Source organism: Moorena sp. SIO3B2 (genome assembly GCF_010692525.1).
In the GTDB taxonomy this organism is placed as follows: domain Bacteria; phylum Cyanobacteriota; class Cyanobacteriia; order Cyanobacteriales; family Coleofasciculaceae; genus Moorena; species Moorena producens.
The window spans coordinates 25193-41683 of record NZ_JAAHHE010000032.1 but is presented as its reverse complement, the minus strand read 5'-3'; the positions used below and the strand labels follow the sequence as shown (position 1 = coordinate 41683).

18 protein-coding genes are annotated in these 16491 nt (G+C 44.9%); 12 read left to right on the top strand and 6 right to left on the bottom strand.

The features are described 5' to 3' along the window. Positions 1-43: 43 nt before the first annotated feature. Positions 44-724: a calcium-binding protein gene (locus F6K38_RS10810; protein WP_287263182.1), complete on the top strand. Its 681-nt coding sequence runs from the start codon at positions 44-46 to the stop codon at positions 722-724. A gap of 87 nt (positions 725-811) precedes the next feature. Here the strand turns inward: F6K38_RS10810 and F6K38_RS10805 are convergent, their stop codons facing one another. Next, on the bottom strand, positions 812-1069 hold the full coding sequence (locus F6K38_RS10805) for a hypothetical protein (RefSeq protein ID WP_287356589.1): 258 nt from the start codon (positions 1067-1069) through the stop codon (positions 812-814). Between the two features lie 347 nt (positions 1070-1416). Here F6K38_RS10805 and F6K38_RS10800 point away from each other — a divergent pair, with 347 nt between their 5' ends. The 5 genes from F6K38_RS10800 to F6K38_RS10780 all read left to right on the top strand — a co-directional run bounded on the left by F6K38_RS10800 (position 1417) and on the right by F6K38_RS10780 (position 4512). Next, positions 1417-2220 carry a cupin domain-containing protein gene (locus tag F6K38_RS10800; protein WP_287251190.1) on the top strand — a complete coding sequence of 268 codons (804 nt, stop codon included), beginning with the start codon at positions 1417-1419 and terminating at the stop codon, positions 2218-2220. Positions 2221-2360: 140 nt separating this feature from the next. Continuing rightward, on the top strand, positions 2361-2936 hold the full coding sequence (locus F6K38_RS10795) for an RNA polymerase sigma factor (protein ID WP_287356588.1): 576 nt from the start codon (positions 2361-2363) through the stop codon (positions 2934-2936). 189 nt (positions 2937-3125) lie between these two features. Continuing rightward, on the top strand, positions 3126-3290 hold the full coding sequence (locus F6K38_RS10790) for a hypothetical protein (protein WP_287251188.1): 165 nt from the start codon (positions 3126-3128) through the stop codon (positions 3288-3290). Positions 3291-3914: 624 nt separating this feature from the next. Beyond that, entirely contained in the window at positions 3915-4190 is a 276-nt protein-coding gene (locus F6K38_RS10785) for a hypothetical protein (RefSeq protein WP_008184390.1), read from the top strand. A gap of 172 nt (positions 4191-4362) precedes the next feature. After that, positions 4363-4512, top strand: a complete 150-nt coding sequence (locus tag F6K38_RS10780) for a hypothetical protein (RefSeq protein ID WP_154659791.1) — start codon at positions 4363-4365, stop codon at positions 4510-4512. A 406-nt stretch (positions 4513-4918) separates the two neighbouring features. Here F6K38_RS10780 and F6K38_RS10775 read toward each other — a convergent pair whose 3' ends face one another. Together F6K38_RS10775 and F6K38_RS10770 are read right to left on the bottom strand one after the other, a co-directional pair. After that, positions 4919-6844, bottom strand: coding sequence for a cation:proton antiporter (locus F6K38_RS10775; protein ID WP_008184392.1), 1926 nt, complete (start codon positions 6842-6844; stop codon positions 4919-4921). An 832-nt stretch (positions 6845-7676) separates the two neighbouring features. After that, a complete protein-coding gene (locus F6K38_RS10770) occupies positions 7677-7811 on the bottom strand; it encodes a hypothetical protein (protein WP_267872031.1) in 135 nt (44 codons plus the stop codon). A gap of 66 nt (positions 7812-7877) precedes the next feature. On the opposite strand from F6K38_RS10770, the gene F6K38_RS10765 reads away from it, so the two are divergent. Then, positions 7878-9227, top strand: coding sequence for an ArnT family glycosyltransferase (locus F6K38_RS10765; RefSeq protein ID WP_008184393.1), 1350 nt, complete (start codon positions 7878-7880; stop codon positions 9225-9227). 309 nt (positions 9228-9536) lie between these two features. Here F6K38_RS10765 and F6K38_RS10760 read toward each other — a convergent pair whose 3' ends face one another. Further along, the gene (locus F6K38_RS10760) at positions 9537-9662 is read right to left on the bottom strand and encodes a hypothetical protein (protein ID WP_287251184.1); all 126 of its coding nucleotides are present in this window, start codon (positions 9660-9662) and stop codon (positions 9537-9539) included. Between the two features lie 39 nt (positions 9663-9701). Further along, on the bottom strand, positions 9702-10115 hold the full coding sequence (locus tag F6K38_RS10755; RefSeq protein ID WP_008184396.1) for an AbrB family transcriptional regulator: 414 nt from the start codon (positions 10113-10115) through the stop codon (positions 9702-9704). 889 nt (positions 10116-11004) lie between these two features. Here F6K38_RS10755 and F6K38_RS10750 point away from each other — a divergent pair. The 4 genes from F6K38_RS10750 to F6K38_RS10735 all read left to right on the top strand — a co-directional run bounded on the left by F6K38_RS10750 (position 11005) and on the right by F6K38_RS10735 (position 14527). Then, positions 11005-11448 carry an Rrf2 family transcriptional regulator gene (locus tag F6K38_RS10750; protein WP_008184397.1) on the top strand — a complete coding sequence of 148 codons (444 nt, stop codon included), beginning with the start codon at positions 11005-11007 and terminating at the stop codon, positions 11446-11448. Between the two features lie 17 nt (positions 11449-11465). Further along, complete coding sequence (locus tag F6K38_RS10745; protein ID WP_008184398.1) at positions 11466-11855, top strand: GFA family protein; 390 nt, start codon at positions 11466-11468, stop codon at positions 11853-11855. Next, the gene (gene cbiB, locus F6K38_RS10740) at positions 11855-12892 is read left to right on the top strand and encodes an adenosylcobinamide-phosphate synthase CbiB (RefSeq protein ID WP_287356586.1); all 1038 of its coding nucleotides are present in this window, start codon (positions 11855-11857) and stop codon (positions 12890-12892) included. Before F6K38_RS10745 ends, cbiB begins: the two co-directional genes overlap by 1 nt. Before the next feature lie 786 nt (positions 12893-13678). Continuing rightward, entirely contained in the window at positions 13679-14527 is an 849-nt protein-coding gene (locus tag F6K38_RS10735) for a hypothetical protein (RefSeq protein ID WP_287356584.1), read from the top strand. Between the two features lie 77 nt (positions 14528-14604). On the opposite strand, the gene F6K38_RS10730 is transcribed toward F6K38_RS10735, so the two are convergent. Next, on the bottom strand, positions 14605-15348 hold the full coding sequence (locus F6K38_RS10730) for a DUF2927 domain-containing protein (protein ID WP_008184401.1): 744 nt from the start codon (positions 15346-15348) through the stop codon (positions 14605-14607). 323 nt (positions 15349-15671) lie between these two features. Between F6K38_RS10730 and F6K38_RS10725 the strand changes: the two genes are divergently transcribed. Further along, on the top strand, positions 15672-15845 hold the full coding sequence (locus F6K38_RS10725) for a hypothetical protein (protein ID WP_154659792.1): 174 nt from the start codon (positions 15672-15674) through the stop codon (positions 15843-15845). Positions 15846-16491 lie beyond the last annotated feature (646 nt).

Genomic DNA, 16491 nt, shown 5'->3' with positions numbered 1-16491 from the left:
CTTGATGAACTAAACAATCAAATTAAATTTGGAGGACAATAAAATGGCAGATATTTTTGGTAATAGCAATCCTAATGTGCTACCTGGCACAAACAACAGCGACAGAATCTTTGGTTTGGGTGATGATGATCAACTGCGTGGTGGAGGTGGATACGATCGGCTATTTGGCGATCGCAATGCTCCAGGAGAGCAGCCTATAATTATTATCCCCGGAAATGACACCCTTTGGGGGGGTGGCGGCACTGACGAACTGTTTGGCGATGCTGGTAATGACTTACTAGATGGTGGCAATGACGATGACTCCCTTGAGGGTGGCATAGGTAATGATACTCTCCTTGGGGGTGATGGCAATGATATTCTCGTTGGTGTTAATCCCCTTGCGATAAGACCCGGTTTGGACGAAATTGACTCGTTAACTGGTGGTTCTGGAGGAGATCTATTTGTGCTTGGTGATGCTAATCAAGCATACTATGACGATCTAGGCGAGAGTGATTTTGCTATCATCACAGATTTGAATCTCTTTCAGGATAGTATTCAACTCAACGCAAATCCTGCTGGCTATGAGTTGGAAGAAACCCTTGTCACCCTTGATTCTGGGGATGTGGTTCAGGGACTAGGAATTTACGCTATCCAGGAAAGTTCCGGTTCAAATGATTTGATTGGTTTGATAGAAAACTCGCCCATGGGTCTGGATTTGAACGATTCTGTATTTAATTTCGTTTAGTTTTTATCAAAATGAGGGGTTTTGGGGGAGTTGCGTAGGGTGGGTTAGGGGCGGGATTGGCCTCATGTTCAACACCGAGCGCCAGTGTTAGGACAGCCCGCCCCGTAACGCACCACCCAAGGGCTCGCACTCATTTTCCGCTTCTTTGGCAGTGTAAGGACAGCCCGACTGGGAATGAAACGGGCAAGATGCCCGTTCCACCAAGATGCCCGTTCCACCAAGATGCCCATTCCACAGCAAGATGCCCATTCCACAGCAAGATGCCCGTTCCACCAAGATGCCCGTTCCACCAAGATGCCCGTTCCACCAAGATGCCCATTCCACCAAGATGCCCATGGCACCCACTGGGTCAAAAAGCTTTAATGAGATGCACCCCTGCCCACCGACATCAAATTACTATCAACTAGTTTTTATTTGTCTAGATTTTTAAGAAAATTAATCGTAGGGTGGGCAGTGATTTAGACCGATAAAATCAGCTTGTAATCAGTGTCAGATGCACCCCACACTTCCCGCGCCCGGGCCCCACGCTCCCCACACTCCCCGCGCCCGGGCCCCACACTCTCTACAGTTACCTTCTTTTTTACAAATATGAGATGCACCCTGGCGATCTGCATTCAGAGGCTGATGTCACATATTGCCTGTTTGTGCATCTTTAGTTTATGGAGGGAAAGAAAATGACAAATTGAAAACTTATGGAAACTAACTACCACGTAAACCTTTTTGGCAGCTGCGACCAACAGCTAGCCAAGCTGCTCAAAGAGTACTGTCGCCTAGTGACCCAACCTGAGTTGTCATCAGAAGATGCTCAAAGCATCACAGAGATCCTAAGCTATAGCAGGTACGACCAAGAACTAAACTATTGGCTATGCCAAGCAGATCAGTTAATTGACTACCAACTCAGCACCGGGGCAATACCTGATTACGACTTGGTGGTGAGTTCCCTTTCCATCAAGAATCTTGCTTATAATCTTACGCGGGTTCCCTCCCATCAAGTGACGTTTGAAACTTTTAAGGAACTAGTAACCCAAACCAAACTGAAGCACAGATTTCTCGACCAATATATCAGCTTTGATGAACAACACTTCTCGCGCAAAGCCATTTTTCAAACCACAGCCCTGACCATTTATATGATTGGCTGGAGACCGGGGCAAGGTACCATTGCCCACCACCACGGTCAGTCCCTAGATGCCATCCTCGTCTACAAAGGAGAAATGACCCATCGCTTCCCTAACCAGGACGAGTGCCTAGAGCCTGACAAAATGCCCTCCAGACCTGGCGAGCTGTTTGGGGAGAATCAACTGGTTTGCATTGACCGCAAGCAACGTCACCTAATGGCTAATAATTCCTCCAAAGATCTGGTCACCCTGCACTTTAGATTTGGTACCCCACCAGACAATATTAATTGGGTAACCAAGATCAGTGAGTGCAAGCCAGCAGCTATTTGGAGCAATTCAAACGCGCACATGGAAGAGATCTGTCGCTTAATGATTGCTTAGAGTCTAGACAAGCCAAATAAACAGGGTGCATCTCACTGTCTTGATGCAGTCGCTCATGGGGAGGGGCTGCATCGTCCTCGTTATAAATTTACAACAAAAAGATGCACCCAATCAACACTATGTAATACTGAGGTAAATGCATGAGTCCTCTAACACCAAAAAACTGGGGATTAACGCCCTTAGGTCCTCAACAAGTCCAGTATCTCAAAGGCTACTATTACAACCTCTTGTGCAGGTGCAAATTGCAGCATCGGTGTGACTCGGACGACATCCTCAGCCAGGTATGGGAGAAGGCAGCGGAAGTCGAGCGCTTAGAACGCCGGATTGAAAACCCCGAGGCGTGGGCGAAGAAAGTTGGGGAGCGCATTATTTTGCAAAAGAAAAGGAGGGAACTATCGGAAAAAAAGTCCATCCAGAAACTTGAGCCGATGATCCAAAGCCAAATTTTTGCTAGCCCAAGGGACGACCTTTACTGTGATGGCACACTAGGACAGATGCTAGCTTTAGCCCTCAAGGAACTCAAGCAAACCAAGCCGGACTTTTACCAACTAGTGGTGATGCGCTTCTTTGGTGATATGAGCTGGGAGCAGATATCGTTAGAGTTGTACCCAGACACTGCCATTAGCAGAAAAACTATTAACAGGGTGCGTCAGAGGGGAAGTCGCGCTTTGAAAAAACTGAGGAAAATTTTCTTTAGAAACCTTGAGACGTTATAATTTTCTGGATGTAGCGACCCGAAATAAGGCTATTTTTGGGGGCACATTAAAGGCAAATATAGCAGTTATCAAGTTATCAATTGGGTGAGGTACTTCGTCCTGGGTTAATCGGAGTAGGGTTAAGAGTGTGGGGAGTGCTTAACCAGGGCGCGGGTAACGGGGGGAGTGAGAAAAAATCCTGTGTACCTCATGAGTCTTAGAATTGCTATAAGTACGTCAAACTTATCTTTGGAAGCAAAACGTAAGCATTCAGCTATTAGCTTAAGCGCTACGCGCACGCTACGCGAACAGCCATCAGCTATCAGCCATCAGCTAATGCGCTACGCGCACGCTTCGCGAACAGCCATCAGCTAAGCTATCAGCTAATGCGCTACGCGCACGCTTCGCGAACAGCTAATGCGCTACTTGAGGTGCTACTTGAGGTGCTAATGCGCTACTTGAGGTGCTGCGCGAACAGCTATCAGCTTATGCCTTACGTCCCAGCGTCGAAGTCTTTGCCACCCTACTTGAGGTGCTTTTGAATAAAATAAGCATTCAGCCGTCAGCTGACCGCTGACGGCTGAATGCTTACAGCCAAACTTTTTGTCACATAATCAAGATATACGCATCTAACTATTAGAAGCGAAAAAAGTGCATTAAGTTTACTTTTTTCGATTTGCTACTGATTTTTCGTTCTGATTTTATCATTATTAAAGGGTGCATATTCAGCAGCGCAAAGTCAACAATAACCTGACATAAAATCTGGCAATTGTGACGTAAGCTATCAGCTATCAGCCATTGGCCGTAGGCCACTCTACGCGAACAGTTTATGCGCTACTTGAGGTGCTACTTGAGGTGGTTTTGAATAAAATAAGCACCTCAAGTAGCGTGAGCCTTTAGCTCACGGCTGACGGCTGATAGCTGATAGGTTACTGTCAAGCTTTGGTTAACTTTGCGAGATATTCTCTTTATTCTAGTCTGGAGTGCAGGGTTATAATCATGAAATGCGATCAGATTTATTGTGCCTGGATTCAGGATTCTCAAAACGCAGATCATTACGTCTGCCTAAAGTGCAATCGTGAACGCTATATCAACGAAAGTCGTCCTGGATCAGTAATCTTTGTTTGCGTAGCAATAGCTTTCATAGTTATTGCTCTGCTCAGCAATGATGGCGAGATTCAACATCCAGAAAATCAACACCGAGCAACTCAAATAGAGATGGGTCGAAAAAATCAAGTCCGATACCGGGACTTGTCGCCGACGGCTAACCTCTAGTACCTCTGCAAAATTCCCAGGGCTCTGGGAACAGGGAGGGTGGGAAGTGTGGGAAGTGTGGGGAAGAACGGTTGTGGTTTCCACGGGGCTTACGAGGTGCGTCGCGGTGTTCCGCACACAGCCCCTCCCCATTAGGGACAGCATCGCTACTATAACTAGTGCTATAGTAGCGATGCAATTTTCATCCATGGTTCTGAGATTACCAGAATCTGGTGGGGATTTTTTGCGATCGCGTAGCGGCTCAAAAGGAGCATCGCTTTTAGCGTGGCCTACGGCCAATCGCGTAGCGGCTCAAAAGGAGCATCGCATTTATAATCGTTAAAAACTTACCAGAAGGTAGACTAGCAACTTAGATAAAAACTCTTCAAAAGGGTAGAAATTGATTAAAGTTTTACGTGATCATTGGTCTAGGGTAATTGGAGTTAACTTTTTAGAAAAAGCACCAAAACCTCAAGTCTTGGGATTTAGGACTAAACCCGTCTCCATTTCTAGTAAAGTCAATCTCTTTTATGGCAAAAAAAAAGCAAGTTATGAAATTAACTTGCAACGGACTTAACCTGATATATTTTGGGAATTTTATTGGATTATCAACCAAATAATACCATTATCCTTTAATACCATTATTTGGCTTCTAGGTGCAACAGGTATCCGTGTAGGAATTGTGATAATTTGTTATGCCATATTGCTTAGTCCCAGATCCGCTGTTCCCTGTTCCCTTTGCTATACAGCTAATTCACACTTTCATCTACTGTTGAATTCGATGCCCCTGTAGAAATTGGCAATTCCTCGACTTTGGGTAGCTTCTCCAGAGCCAGACGAGAGGAAGAAGTCCCACCGGATAAACGCTTCAGAAGTTTTGGTCTAGGGTCATGGAGCAAGTAAATAATATTATCTCCCGCTTGCAAATCTTCATTCCCACTCGCCACTTGAAAACTCTTTTCCCTCTCCACTAGCAAGGGTACCAGTTCTCCAGAGCGAATTAAGGCTTGTAGATGAGCTCGCTGAAAACCAAATCCAGCTTCCTTGAGAGTGGTTTTGCCCAACTTGATTTGCCCATCATTAATGTACTGGATCCAAGTTTTGATAGGTAGTTGTGGCATGAACGCCTGATTAACCTTAGTTTTATTGTTGTTGCTATTGACTTGGGGGTCACGAGGAAACACAGCTAAGACTCGCGGTGGATTAAACTCCTCCACTGCTCGTTGAGCCAATACCAAGTTAATCTCACCATTCTTGGTCATTGCTAGGAACGTTCCCACCGATTCGATGCCAGCTTCTTCTAGAACATCCACATCCAAACCACTGCTTTGGAAAACCCGCAGATTTTCGTCCCTTGCTTTTTGGCACGCTTCTGGGTCTGTATCAATAAGGACAACAGACTCTCCTCGCTCTTGAAACAAACGAGCAATCAGACGGCTCATCGGATTACAACCGATGATTACAGCACCAGTTGCCTCCTCCTCTGGGTTAAGTTTTAGCCATTTGGCGACCCAGCGAGCGGTCAAACCCTGTAAAACTACCGTCAACATAATTGTCAGGAATACCAAGGCTTTAATCGAGTCACCACCATTAACCCCCCGTTCCGTTAGGAGAATCGCAAACAAGGAAGCCACAGAAGCACTGACAATTCCCTTAGGACCAATCCAGGACACAAATAACTTTTGCCGCCAATTGAGATCACTATTCCAAGTACAAACCACCACACTGATGGGGCGCACCACCAACATCAACACCAAGACGGTAAAGATACTGCCCCAGCCTAGGGCAAACACACTGGCGATGGAGAGGTCAGCGGAGAGCAGTACGAATAACATGGAAACCCCAAGGACAGTTAATTGTCCCTTGAAGCGTCGCAACAAGCGCTCTTCAGGCAGGTCAGAGGCTCCCAAAACTACTCCAGCGACTACAGTTGCCATCAAACCGGATTCAGAGCGAACCATCTGAGCCAAGCCAAACAAACCCCACATGCCAGCCAGTACGACTAAGTTTTTGAGTTCTTCTGAGATGAAGCGTGCTTGCTTGAGAAGAAACCCCATTAACCAGCCCCCTAAGCCCCCAATCACAGCACCGATGCTCAAACGAAGACCTAGACCGACAAATGCTGCATTTGCACCAGCATCACTATTTAAAATTGTGTCCAGGACAACCACTGCCAGAATTGCCCCGACTGGATCAATGAGAACCCCTTCCCCTTCTAGAAGGGTTTCTACACGTCGATCCACTTTCACCTGTTTTAGCAGAGGACTAATCACCGTTGGTCCGGTGACCACCACTAGAGAGGCATAGAGAAAAGCAATTGGCCAAGGAAACTCCCCTAGCCAGTGAGCCGCCATGCCACCTCCTAACAGGGTAATCAGTGTTCCTATGGTAACTAGATTTCTCAGGCTACCAGAAACTTTGCCCAGATCCCGCAGATCTAGGTTGAGCCCTCCTTCAAACAGAATAACTGCCACTGAGAGGGCAACAATTACCTCTAGACCAACCCCTAGCTTCTGTGGGTGCAAAAGACCGAAGCCATCTGGTCCGAGTAGAGTGCCAAACATCAGCAAAAAGACAATGCTGGGAATTTTTAAATACTCACCCATTACCTGGGCACTGATCCCAGCGAAGATGGCGATAACCATCTGTAGGGTTAGTTCAAATGAGCTTTCCATATGCGTAAGTGTCGCAAGTGATCAACTTAGGTAGAAATTCCTCATTATTCTGTGTTCAACTCCATGGGCTGGCTTGGTCAACAAGTGATCGGTTAGCAGTGAATCTGAACTTGAGGTAAGTTCTAGAACATTGCTCGTAGCAGTCGATGGTCAATGACTGAGCTATAGGTCACAGTAATAAAACCGTCTATAGCCTATCTTAAGCATGCCCTTTGTGTCCTGGTAGTGTATCACTTTCATAGGACTTATTACAGAAGTAGGCAACTTCGGAACTTCGGAACAGTGAACAGGTAAGGATTCTGGAGATTAGTGCGTGAACTTTGGCAACAGGTCTTGAAAAAAACTCAAGTTTGAATTACTCAAGACTATAAGCAAAGCTGTTTGCTGTTGTGCCTTACTTAAACGATTGCTGAGCAACAGTTCCTCCCGGAGATAAGATTGAGCCACTGTAAATAGTCATGGGGAGGTTTGAGAGTGTCTGTTACCATGTCATCCTCCTATTTGTCTAATTAGTTTTGTTTATATTGTGTTGATATTGTGTATAGTTGTCAGACTTTGCCATTGGTCACCAATCTAATTATTAATTGGACTCATAGCTCACACTAATGATAGCTCAAAGGTTTTTATACGTTGATTGGTAATTTCAAAAAAAATTCAGTTTTAATTCATGCTGGATAGTTTAGCACCGTCACTTCAACAACGGACATTCCATCACTGACCGTAAACAGCTTCAACAGAATTGCCTGTTCACGCTCGCGCGAGACGATTAGTTAGAGACGATTAGTTTTCCGACATAATTGAAAGGTTAAAGGTAAAAAGTATACTGCTGTGGTTAAGAACACCAGACAACGGGGTTAGTAGAGTAGATAAGATGGCTAGCAGCATTGGGATAATCCCCCAAGTAGAACCGAAAAATTGGATGATGGCTCGTGGTCTGGTGGGGAACGGTAAAATTAGCTTCGTTCATGGTTTTTTGTTAAACTTCTAGCTTTAATTATGAATTATTGGTAAAGGTAAAGGTAAAGGTAAATTTATGGATCATAAAACGTTTACTTGGGGTGGCTCGGGAAACCGGATACGTAGAACTCAACGCTGGATTGAGAGATTGTCGCTGTTAGGGTTATTCCTGGCAGCACTATTGTTGTTTAGCATCAATTTGGGCAGTGGCTCGTTGCAAGGGGTAGAGCAAAGCATAAGTCATCTTGCGACTCAACTACTTTCAGCAAAGGGGGAATTTGGGCAGTGGCTTTACCCAACTCTCGAAGGTGAAACCCTAACCCTAATTGAATACCCCCCCCTACTAGCCTGGCTAATTGCGGTGGCTTATCAGTTTGGTGGTGTCAACGAGTGGACTACGCGCTTACCTAGTGCCATGCTCAGTGTGCTGTCGGTACTGCTAGTCTATGGTCTTGCTACAGAAATCTTCCCCTGCCGTCAGAAGGGTATTTTCTCTAGCTTGATTTACCTAACTTTCTTACCAATAGCCCATTATGGGCGTATGGCAATCCTGGATGGAGCTAATCTGTGCTTTGTGGTGTTGATGATGTGGTGTGTGTTGCGATCGCGTCGGGACTCACGCTGGTCACTGGCAGCGGGGATCGGATTAAGCTTGATTTTCCTCACTAAGGGGATCCTGGTGGCATTGTTGATCACAGCGATCGCTCTGTTGTTTCTAGCATGGGATACGCCCAGACTCCTGACGTCTACTTATTGGTGGTTGGGATTGCTCCTAGGCTATAGTCCTGCTCTTGCTTGGTACACTGTGCCATTGCTGCTACAGGATCAAAGAGCCGTTACTACAACTACAGCCATTATCTACCAGTCCCTACGCCCGATCTGGACAGCAGTGGATGGGCAAAATCGCCTGCCTTGGTATTACCTGGGGGAAATCTTAAAATTTTCCGCACCTTGGTTACTGTTCTTTTCCTACTGGTTACAGCAGGCTTGGCAGAATCGCCATTGGGGCTGGGCTAAATTGGTACTGGTATGGGCTGGCGGTTACTTGATCGCCATTTCCCTTCTTGCCACTAAATTGCCTGGGTATGTGTTGCCAGTTTACCCAGCATTAGCCCTTGCTGGTGGAGCCCAACTCACAGACATTTGGCATTGGCCTTCTGGCAAATCTTATCCCCGTTTTTGGAGTATTGGTTTAAGTCTGCTAGGTGTTGCTACCATTACTGTGATGCTTCACTTAGGGATTAGAAAAGCTTTTGACCTCAGCTCCTGGCTGTTCTTCGCTTGTGTCCCTTTAACCATGGTTATAGCAGGGATGCTGGTTGCCCGACGGGATAGACAATTTATGGTAATTTTATTCTGGGGAACCTATATTTCACTACTGATTTTGATGTCTTCTGACCATGAGATTTGGCAATTTCCGATCTAGTTCAACTTATTGCTTAATACTGGTCTCCTTGAGTAATGGAAATTGAAGCCAGCCAGAAGAATTGATGATGCCCCTGACTGGATGTTATTTAAACAATATCCCAATTGAGTGATTAAAAGCTAGATTGGGAAGTTTCCATAAATGGGGATGGAAATTGATACACCGCTTTCTTAACAGACAGTGATCGGGTTGGCATTGAGCTATCAGCAGTCAGCTGACGCGCTACTTTCCGGCTTTGCAAACAGCTAATGTTTTGGGAGCCTGGGTTTATCAAGAGAGTAAGCTTATGGGCTCCTTTTCAAACCAGGCTTACCGTTTAAAGCCTCGTGGATTGGTTCTCTTGAGGGCATCATGAATGGCTGGCAAGCACAGCGTTTCAAGTAGCGCTAATGCTGATAACTGACGGCGGAATGCTGACATTTTGAGCGACAGCACATTTACCGGTTACGGCGTTCTAAGCCTTGTCTATTCGGCTCAGGATGCCTCAAGTGCTTCTTCTTCTGTTGGATCAAGTTGTTTAAGGTGAATGTGCTTGCGTCCCAGGGTGATTTCAAACTCGTCCCCTGGTTGTAAACCCATTTGTTTCGTGTAAGCCGAGCCAATCAGAAGATTGCCGTTAGACTGCACACTAATCCGATAGCTGGCACTGCGTCCGCCACGACCATTGCCATTGGTTTTGCTGTCTAATTCAATCCCCTCGGCATCAATAAGGGCATTGAGGAACTTCATCATATTGACTCGCTCTACTCCGTTTTTTGTCACGGTGTAGTAGCCACAGGCTCTAGCTTTTTGTTCTTTGCTCAGGCTACCTAGGTCTTTGACTTTCGCCACCAATGCTTGACCCTGCAGAGGAACGATCGGAGCAGCCATGTTTTTCTTTTTAGCCATCAACTTGAATCTAATACTAAGGACTTAAGTGGTATCCAGCATTTCTACTGGACTGACTGTCAACTAAGATAACAAAATCTTAGTTTAATATCAGTATATGAGACTATCTTACACCCAGAGTGTCAACTGTGTTCGTTAATAGTCAGTTTTTAACTACCGTTCAACTACAGCAATAGGTTGTGAATAGGTCGTGAACAACTCCGATCATCTGGGTCACAGGAAAATTGCCTAGGGTCACGGGAAAATTTGCTAAAAGAGTATGGGCTACTCTTGTAGGCAATTTTCCCACCAGCCACCTGTACTTTCCATCCCTGTCACAAGTCAATGGCTATCTCCATTGGGTGACACTATTTTATAGTTTCTTTGAGCTGTTGCATTCAGCCAACAGGCTATCAGCTATCAGCCATTGATAGTCTAAGATATAAGCTTCTGGCTTGAAGCCGATAGCTAAAAGCATACCGCTCAAAGTATAGTCTTCAGGATGAGAGGGTTCCTTGGTTCCCCCTGCTCTTGATGCTGATAGCTGAGTGCATTAAACGAGCGTGATCTTTAAACGAGCGTGATCTTTAAACAGGTCATAAAATCGTTTCCGACTTGTAAGCATTCAGCTATCAGCGGTCAGCCGTCAGCCGTCAGCAGATGTAACTCAGATTTAACACATGGTTACCTGTTTTATTGATGCAGTTGCTCATGGGGAGAACCCCCTTTGGCGGTGCTGCAACGCCTATTCAAAAGCACCTTAGCTTAATGCTAATAGCTGATAGCTGAACGCGCACGCGTGCGCGTAGCGCATTAGCTGACCGCTGAATGCTTACTCCGACTTTAGTCTTTCAAAGAAATTGTCCCGTTAACTCCCACGTCCACTTTCCGATTGGATTGCTATTTTATTATGAAGCTCACCACTCGTGGACACTACAGTGTTAAGGCACTACTAGATCTGAGCCTAAGACCAGGGTATGGACCGACATCGGTTAGAGCGATCGCTAAACGGCAAGGTCTACCAGCTCCATATCTAGAAAAACTACTGATTGAGATGCGCCGTGCTGGCTTAGTCAAGTCAGTTCGTGGAGCTCAAGGAGGCTATCAATTAGCCCATGAACCCACACAAATTTCCCTCGGCAAAATCCTAGAAGCAGTGGGTGAAACCATCGAACCACTACCCCACCATACCCCAGACGCTGGTCAAGCCGAAGACTGGGTTACATTTACACTTTGGCATCGTTTGCATCAAAAGCTTAAAGAAGCATTGTACACTATAACTCTTGCCGATCTTTATTATGATGCCCGTAGTTGGCAAGCCGCTATGGGAGAAGAAACCAGTTTCGTTGTTTGAATCAATTTTTCGTCAGCATGAAAAAGAGTAACGAACCGATTACTTATGAGGGAGGCTGTCATTGTGGCGCTGTCCGCTTCCGGGTAATTGTCAACAAGCATGAGGCAATTGATTGCAATTGTTCGATGTGTAAAAAAAAGGGCATCTTACACCTGATTGTCTCCCCTGAGCAATTTAGCTTACTTAAGGGATATCAAGTGTTGACTAGTTATACCTTCAACACTCACACAGCGAAGCACACATTCTGCCAAATCTGTGGGATTCATCCTTTCTATCGACCCCGTTCTCATCCCAATGGGATTTCTGTCAACCTACGTTGCCTTGACGGTGATGTTCTATCTCAATTTAGCATTGTCCCTTTCGATGGGGCTAACTGGGAAGAGAATGTCGATAAAATTAGAAAGTAGTGGTTCAAATCCTGGGTAATAACCATACTAATGGTGTCATTTTGCTGCTGGCGGCTAGTCTGGATTATCTGATCGGTGATCCTTGGGGTTGGGTCCATCCAGTGCAGGTTATGGGCTGGGTAATCTCTCACTTCACTCAGTTAGCAATTCACCTCTGGCAGCAGCCTTGGCAACGACGCTTAGCAGGAATTGGGTTGGGTATTGGACTAATTATTGGGAGTGGAGTAGCTGGATGGTTTATTGTCCTCCTAGGAATCTGGCTCAATCCCTTTTTGGGTATAGGCATAGGAACTATCTTGCTAGCCAGTTGTTTTGCGGGTCGCTCTCTTCGAGCAGCAGCAATGGATGTATTACAGCCTTTAACTGCTGGAGAATTAAAATTAGCCCGTTCTCGATTAAGTCAATATGTTGGTCGTGATACAGAAAATCTTTGTGAGTCGGAAATCCTACGAGCTGTCCTAGAAACGGTGGCGGAAAACACTACCGATGGGGTCACAGCCCCTCTGTTTTATGCCATTGTTGGAGCGTTGATTCCTGGGGTTGGTAGTGTTCCTCTTGCCTTAGCTTATAAAGCTGCCAGTACTTTAGATTCGATGGTCGGTTACCGGCGAGAGCCTTACACGAATTTAGGTTGGTTTAGTGCTAAATTTGAAGATTTACTAACCTGGATACCCTGTCGATTAACCGTATTGACCCTAGCCTTGATGTCTGGAAAACCTCAGCAGGTCTGGCATCTGTGTCGCCGTGATGCTATTGCTGATCCCAGTCCTAACTCTGGCTGGAGTGAATCGGCTTTTGCTGTGATTTTGGAGGTTCAGCTGGGGGGGACTAATTTTTACAGTGGTGTTGTCAAGCAAAAACCCTTATTAGGGAAACCTACCTACGAGATCACACCAGGCAAAATTGACCAAGCCTTAGAGCTGACACGTTATTGCTTTTTAATTTGGCTGGGGATAGGGTTGGTTTTTTGTCTAGTGCAATATAGCCTTTCGTGTAGGATATGTAAACCTGTATGGTCTTTTGTTATTGGACAATAAAACTCCGGAGCTCTTTCCCATCTTGCATGCAAGCCTCTTGCATGCATGCCTTTTACAGCCAAAAGTCTGTTTACAACCCAGATCTAAACGCGCTTATGCGATCGCTTCACACGGAAATACGCGGGAGCGTGGTAGCCCCGTCTTTTTAAAGCGGGGAGGAAACGCGACACGGCAGTTTTAACTGCCGTCAAAAAAAATGTATAATGATGATGTGAGTAAAGGCAGACGCCTATGTGATGAAGCGACTCTAGTACCGGAGAGATACCGACCCTCAACGATTACATTGCGCTAATCCTCTTGTGAACGGGTAAATAATTGCAGATCGCAGAGCGTACCGAACTGGCTAAGTGGTAGTACCTGGAAAGCATAATTTTTGCAAGAAAAGTAGCGGGAACTGTTGGGATTGAACTGACTGACAGAACTCAGTAGGGGCGCTTTGACTACGCCTGTAAGATTCGTTTATGGATTCTTAACGAATCCCCGCGTCTTTAGACCGGGGAGTGTCAAAACGTTATCGTTTAATCAGGGAATTATTTTTTTTTGCTTAAATTTTCCCCTATGGTAGGAAATTGTATTATAACCTTTTTCCAGCCATCTATTTGGCGTTGCTGAACAAAAGAATGACATCAAGTATAGTTGGGTCAGTTACCGATTACCGATTACCGATTACTGATTACCCTTGGGTCTTCCAGCTGATAGCAAAGCCATCAGTTTTCCCCCAACTTTAGGGGGAATTGTGATCATAATTGCCTCAAAACTTAATAAAACTTAAAAAAGGAGAAAAACGTGGAAGTACTTGCTTACACTCATTCCTATGAATCCTATGAAGAAGCAGTAGGTATTGATTGTGATCTAGATCTAAGAGAACTCAACCTCAACTGGTTTAAAATTCCCAACACTGCTTGGCTCGGTTTACTAGGATGTGCGGTTTGGCTGGGGAGTTTGAGTGTAACAGCTCCAGTGTTTGCGGCTTTGGAATCAGGAATCAAAGTCAAGACTCCAAGTGGTGGTTGTTTGACTGCACGCAAAGGTCCTAGCGATACTTCCGCAGCTGTCGTCTGTGTTAGCAATGGAGCTGTACTCAAACCTGTGGTTGCTACAAATGGGAATTGGCTGCAGCTGAGCAGTGGCAATTGGGTCTATGGTCCTTACACTACCTCTACATTAGTTGATAAAAGTAGTGAGGGCGGTGGCGGTAGTCCGATTTTGGAATCAGGAATCAAAGTCAAGACTCCCAATGGTGGCTGTTTGAAAGCACTCACTGGCCCTGGTACTGGTCAAGTTGTTGCCTGTGTCCGTAGTGGATCTGCACTCAAACCTGTGGTTGCTCAACAACGGGGTTGGCTACAGTTAACTAGTGGAAATTGGGTCTATGGACCCTATACTACCTCTAAATTATTTGATGAAAGTAGTGAAGGGGGTGGCGGTAGTCCGACTTTGGAATCAGGAATCAAAGTCAAGACTCCCAATGGTGGCTGTTTAAAAGCACTCCCTGGTCCTGGTACTGGTCAGGCTGTTACCTGTGTAAGCAGTGGCTCTGTACTCAAACCTGTGGTTGCTAAAAATGGGAATTGGCTACAGCTGAGCAGCGGCAATTGGGTCTATGGTCCTTACACTACCTCTAAATTCTTTTAATCTTAATCTTGATACCACAGAACCTACCCAGTAACTCTACTTGTAAGGTGCGTTATTAACGCACCTTACAAGTATAATTACCTCTCAAACCGGAGGCTATTGAGAACATTGATCACTTCTGCTTTAGTCATTCCGGGACGAATTTCTGGTCTATATAGCATTTCTATGACAGCTTGATCAATCTCAGCATATTCGGTCGTATCAGTCCAGCCTTGGAAAAATACACTATTTCTGTATTTATAGGAATCCCTCATCAGTCCTATAGATTGGGTGAGCTCTTCTCGGATTAGGTGAGACCGTGCCTTTTGGGTAATACTAGTTGTAGAAATCATAATTCTTGACTTATAAATAACTTGGTTATTCCACCAAGTGCGAACAAACCCAAAATTGACCGGTCGATAGTATGGCTCATAGCGACGAAACTCGTATTCGGGAACAAAATAAATCTTGAGATTGGGATTATTATCATCAAAATTTATTTGAATTGAACCTTGGGTAATCGTATTTATTTCATCAATAACGGTTGACAAAGTCTGCCAATCTTCAGGGGTTGGCAAGCCGATAACCTTAATCCTCAGATTTTTGTCCCATTTTTTGATAGTAGGATTGGAGGAGCCGTATTCCGAGCCTAAGGCAATTTCTAAAAAATAATCAATTTGAGCTTGAGTATAGTTTCGGTTGTCAATTGATTGGAGAGTCGGTTGTGTGCTACTTAGCTCATAATTATTCCCATAAGTGGGTGGTTGATAGGTAGATGGGATCAAAAAACCTAAGAAACTCAGAATAACAGACTTGACGATTGGCAAACAAAAATTACGCATGGTCACTCGCTTCGCTCCAATTCAAAATTATCAATTCAAAATTCAAAAATACCCCAGGAATTAATTCGAGGCATTGAAACATCGCTTCGCTCCAATTCAAATAGTCTTTTTCCATAAATGAATTCAGGGGCTTGTATCCTTAGGTTGATAAGCGAGGGGGTTTTGGCACAGTGATGATCAGCGATCGCATCACTGTGGAGCGCCGATCACAAAAAAAACCCCAGCAGTCAGCTGGGGGCAATTATCCAGGAGATTTACTTTGATCACATCCGTTATAACTCTTAAATCCAGCCCGAAATTGACTACATCCGGAAAGATTGGTCATGGTTGGGCTCAAAAAACCGAAGAAACTCAGAATATATGATTTGAGGATTGGCAAACAAAAATTAGGCATGGTCATCCCCTTTGGAATTAATCTAGAGAGTCAGGTTGCTCAGAGGCGGTTTTGGCACAGTTATGATCCGCGATCGCATCACTGTGCGACGCGATCACAATAAAAACCCCCAGCAGTCAGCTGGGGGCAATATCCAGGAGATTTACCTTTTTAGGGTAATTATCGAGTAGATTTACTTTGATCACATCCGTTATAACTCTTAAATCCAGCAGGAAATTGACTAGCTCCGGAAAGATTTCATGGTTGGGCTCAAAAAACCGAAGAGACTCAAAATAACAGACTTGAGGATGGGCCAACAACAATTAGGCATGGTCATCCCCTTTGGAATTAATCTAGAGAATTGGGTTGCTCTATAGCAATAAGCGCGCGGGTATTTACAAATAATGGTGAGGGATAAATTCCTAAAAGCTTTGTCAAACTTGGCTTTTCTCTTCCGGTCTTGATGCAGTCGCTCACGCCTGCATCAAGACCAGGCTAAAAAATGTAGTTAATAATACTCTTAAGCCTCGAAAACTACTTTTTACCTATTCCTTGTTTAAAACTTCTGAGGCGATCCGATCACTGTGCGACGCGATTACAATAAAAACCCCCAGCTTACTGCTGGGGGAAATATCCAGGAGATTTACCTTTTGAAGGTAATTCTCCTGGATATTTACCTTTACCACATCCGTTATAACTCTTAAATCCAGGATGAAATTGACTACATCCGGAAAAATTGCTAAAAGATTGCTCCTTAAAGATTGATCATT